Annotated in this window: 7 protein-coding genes; 4 read left to right on the forward strand and 3 right to left on the reverse strand. The window is 28.5% G+C overall.

Annotation, left to right across the window (positions count from 1 at the left end; translation table 11 throughout):
• Positions 1–200: 200 nt before the first annotated feature.
• The 4 genes from B0A58_RS16880 (at position 201) to B0A58_RS14350 (ending at position 1,977) form a co-directional block, all read left to right on the forward strand.
• A complete protein-coding gene (locus B0A58_RS16880) occupies positions 201–326 on the forward strand; it encodes an RHS repeat-associated core domain-containing protein (protein WP_243389507.1) in 126 nt (41 codons plus the stop codon).
• On the forward strand, positions 327–1,052 hold the full coding sequence (locus tag B0A58_RS16885) for a hypothetical protein (protein ID WP_243389508.1): 726 nt from the start codon (positions 327–329) through the stop codon (positions 1,050–1,052).
• Between the two features lie 6 nt (positions 1,053–1,058).
• The gene (locus B0A58_RS14345; RefSeq protein ID WP_089081621.1) at positions 1,059–1,532 is read left to right on the forward strand and encodes a hypothetical protein; all 474 of its coding nucleotides are present in this window, start codon (positions 1,059–1,061) and stop codon (positions 1,530–1,532) included.
• 139 nt (positions 1,533–1,671) lie between these two features.
• Positions 1,672–1,977 (forward strand): hypothetical protein, encoded by a 306-nt coding sequence (locus B0A58_RS14350; RefSeq protein ID WP_133063149.1) that lies wholly within the window; start codon positions 1,672–1,674, stop codon positions 1,975–1,977.
• Positions 1,978–2,005: 28 nt separating this feature from the next.
• Here the strand turns inward: B0A58_RS14350 and B0A58_RS14355 are convergent, their stop codons facing one another.
• Genes B0A58_RS14355 through B0A58_RS14365 form a run of 3 tightly spaced genes read right to left on the reverse strand, consistent with a single transcriptional unit; the run spans position 2,006 to position 2,922 of the window.
• Positions 2,006–2,296, reverse strand: coding sequence for a hypothetical protein (locus tag B0A58_RS14355; RefSeq protein ID WP_014082745.1), 291 nt, complete (start codon positions 2,294–2,296; stop codon positions 2,006–2,008).
• Positions 2,297–2,299: 3 nt separating this feature from the next.
• Complete coding sequence (locus tag B0A58_RS14360; protein WP_089081623.1) at positions 2,300–2,545, reverse strand: hypothetical protein; 246 nt, start codon at positions 2,543–2,545, stop codon at positions 2,300–2,302.
• An 11-nt stretch (positions 2,546–2,556) separates the two neighbouring features.
• On the reverse strand, positions 2,557–2,922 hold the full coding sequence (locus tag B0A58_RS14365) for a helix-turn-helix domain-containing protein (protein WP_185740239.1): 366 nt from the start codon (positions 2,920–2,922) through the stop codon (positions 2,557–2,559).
• Positions 2,923–3,268: the final 346 nt, after the last annotated feature.

Raw genomic sequence — 3,268 nt, forward strand, 5'->3', positions numbered from 1 at the left:
TTAAGGGGCTGAAACACCACCCCGACCATTTGGGAACTAGTACAGCTTTGACAGATTTTTTTGGTAATGCATACCAAATCAGAGATTCATCGAACTCCGCTGAAAAAAATACCAAAGTGAGGTAATTTTTCTTAAATTTGCCTTTTGGAGAAATAAAATTCATCGAACACCGCTGAAAATAAACGCTTGTGAGATAAACTATGGCACAACAACTAGGCAACAACTATTACAACAGCCCCTACAAGTTTAACGGCAAGGAGCTAGACGACGAAACCGGGTTTTATTATTATGGGGCAAGGTATTATGACCCGAGAGTGAGTATATGAATGAGTGTGGATCCGTTGGCGGAGAAGTTCCCAAGCTTGTCGCCTTATAATTATTGTCTGAATAATCCAGTAAATTTAACTGACCCAGACGGAAGGTCAGCATTTCCGCCAGATGACCATTTTGATAGCTCGGGGAAATTTCTTTATACCGATTTTAGAAAAACAAACAATATTGTCATTCATGATGGGGTTTGGAAATTAGTGCAGATGAATGATGAAGTTCAGTTTAAAGATTTTAATTTTAACGAATCAAATTATTCAGTTTTGTCAAATATTGCTAATTATTATGCCGTTGAGGCTTCAGTTGATTTGAAAAATGTTCACAATCAAAAATTTTCCGTCTCTGATGAAGTAATAACGGGTCATAAAGGAGGGCAACCAGAAGGGTACGTTGATTCATATAACGATGGACAGTACAATCCTAAAGTTATTACACCTGGTAGTGTTCAAAATCCTTTAATGTCAACTAACAACGAAAATTCAATTTTAACAATTCAATTGCGTAACGGAAAAATTGACCCTATATTAAATGATAAATACAATTTTATAAGTAATTTGGATCATGAGGGTGGTAAAATAGGACATCTACAAAATCCTTTAAAAAAGCATTCTGAAGTTTACAAAGATCAAATAAAAAAGTATTCAAAAAAAATAACAAAGGATTGTTTGAATATTTTAAAAGAAAATTATAAATCTTATAAAGAGGAAGAAAATAAACAAAATTAAAAGATTATGAAATATGCAATAATTATAATTTTAACTGTTTTTTTTATTCAAAATTGTAATACTATAAGCAGAAAGGGGATTAAAATAAAAAAACAAGAATTACTGTACGATTCTTTGAATAATAACCAAGGATTATTTAAATTGAAATTATATACGAGATTAACATTTGACAAAAAAATGTCTCCGTCTGAATACAAAGAATATTCAATTATAATTGATAAAGATACATTAAAATTAAGTCCAGAATTAAATTTAAAAGACTTTATCATTTTAGATGATGAAAAAAGTGAAATTGAGTTTATATCAAAACTTAACCTGACATCTAAAATTTACGATAATGATTCATTAACAAAAATAATAACTGAAAAATCTAGAGTTATAAATTCTAAAGGAGAAATTATTACAAAAGATAAAAATTACACCTTTAAGTCTTTAATAACTATTATTAAGACTGGAGGTAAAGAACAAAAAATATTTTGAATCTAGTTAGAGAATAATAAAGAAAATGGGATGTGGTATCCTCCAATACAAGGAGAAAACACAACTTTTCAAACCTATTTATTTTTAACTACCCCAAAAAAATAGTAAGATGAAAAAAAAAATAATTTTTATAATAGTAATGTGTGTTTTTGTTGGATTACTTTTTTATAGTATGTTTTTAACAGATAAACAGATAATAGGTACTTATACTAGTAATCAAAATAAAACTGATACAATAAAAATTCTGAAGGATAATAAATATGTTAGCAATCGATTTGGTAAAGGAGTTTATAAATTGAGATTCAAAAGGATTGATATGAAAATTGAATTTATAGAAGACAGTATAGGTAAATTGAACACTTATATTGACAGAAGAATGTGTTTTGGAAATCTTAGAATACATATTAACGATGACGATGAAGAATATTATGAAAAATTTGAATAGAAAAAAGCCCCGAAATTTGGGGCTTTTGTTATAAAATAAACTTTTTTTCATCTTGATAATTATTCCAAAACCGCAAGAGCTCAATAGCATTATTTTCAAAACGATAATACAGCGTAATTTGTTTTAGAACAGGAACTTGAAACGTGTTTTTGTAAACTGTGGGCTTGAAAGTTAGGTTTTCTTTGGTAAGTAAATCTATAAGTTGATCTACCTTATCCATAAAATGATATACTTCGGTTAGTGTCCATTCTCTTTCCAAGTATTCAATATTGTTCCAATAATCGATTTTAGCAGGTTCAGACCAAGAAACTATTGTCATTGCTTATTGGTTAAAAAGATGCGGAAAACGTTTTTTGGTTTCTTCCATTACGATATTATGGGGTGTTGTTCCTTTGGTTTCTATAGATTGTAAAGCCTCGTCTATGGCGTTTTTTTGTTCATTAGACAACACACAGGCTTCAGGCGAACTCATTATAGATTTTACCTTTTCTATAAGAGAATAGTCTTGTAATTGGCTAATCCAGTTGATAATATTTAATTTATCATTTTGCAATTGTTGTATGTTCATAATGATTTGATTTAAAGTGTTGCTATGTTTTTCTGAAAGAAATCTTTAAATTTCTTTTGGGTTAAAAATGTATCTACCATTTTAAAAGCCATATTTTTTTCTTCGGGTTCAAGTCCTTGTATTAGTTTAACTTGTTCCAATATTGTTTTATTTTCTGTAGTTACTTCAGTAGGAATTCCGTTTCCATAATTTATAAATTGGTCTGTAGCTATTCCAAAATATTTAACAATTTTTTTTAAAGCATCAATAGAAAGTTCTCTTTGTCCATTTTTAATTTTAGAATAATTGGAACGGTGCATTGCAATAAAGTCTGCAATTGTTTGTTGCGTTAATTCCTTTTGTTCTCTTATTTTCTTAATGCCTAGTCCTGTACTCATTGTAATTATAAAGCAAAAGTAATCAATTAAAAGACAAAATAAAAACATTCTTTCTTTTTTTAAACATATTGTTATACCAAATATACATATAAAATAGTCCAATCTACTTGTTCTTTTTTGCTAAAATGAGTCAAAAAAAATAGTTCCGTAGCCCAGCTATGCAACGATTTTTTTTGAAAATTTTTTCTAAAAAATAACTACGCATCTTTGGACTATTTTATAAATATACTTGGTATAAAATAAAAAAAAGGCTGCCCTATACATTTAGGACAGCCTTTTTTTATACAATTATTACAAACCTCACCACTACCCTCTTATAATAAAAGGGTAGTTTAGAAGTTTAATT

The organism is Flavobacterium branchiophilum NBRC 15030 = ATCC 35035 (genome assembly GCF_002217205.1).
Lineage (GTDB): Bacteria > Bacteroidota > Bacteroidia > Flavobacteriales > Flavobacteriaceae > Flavobacterium > Flavobacterium branchiophilum.

Bases quoted from the DNA above. Each gene is read 5' to 3' on its own strand.
- B0A58_RS14355 (WP_014082745.1), bottom strand. From the start codon at position 2,296: ATGACAATAGTTTCTTGGTCTGAACCTGCTAAAATCGATTATTGGAAC.
- B0A58_RS14360 (WP_089081623.1), bottom strand. From the start codon at position 2,545: ATGAACATACAACAATTGCAAAATGATAAATTAAATATTATCAACTGG.
- B0A58_RS14350 (WP_133063149.1), top strand. From the start codon at position 1,672: ATGTGTGTTTTTGTTGGATTACTTTTTTATAGTATGTTTTTAACAGAT.
- B0A58_RS14345 (WP_089081621.1), top strand. From the start codon at position 1,059: ATGAAATATGCAATAATTATAATTTTAACTGTTTTTTTTATTCAAAAT.
- B0A58_RS14365 (WP_185740239.1), bottom strand. From the start codon at position 2,922: ATGAGTACAGGACTAGGCATTAAGAAAATAAGAGAACAAAAGGAATTA.
- B0A58_RS16880 (WP_243389507.1), top strand. From the start codon at position 201: ATGGCACAACAACTAGGCAACAACTATTACAACAGCCCCTACAAGTTT.
- B0A58_RS16885 (WP_243389508.1), top strand. From the start codon at position 327: ATGAGTGTGGATCCGTTGGCGGAGAAGTTCCCAAGCTTGTCGCCTTAT.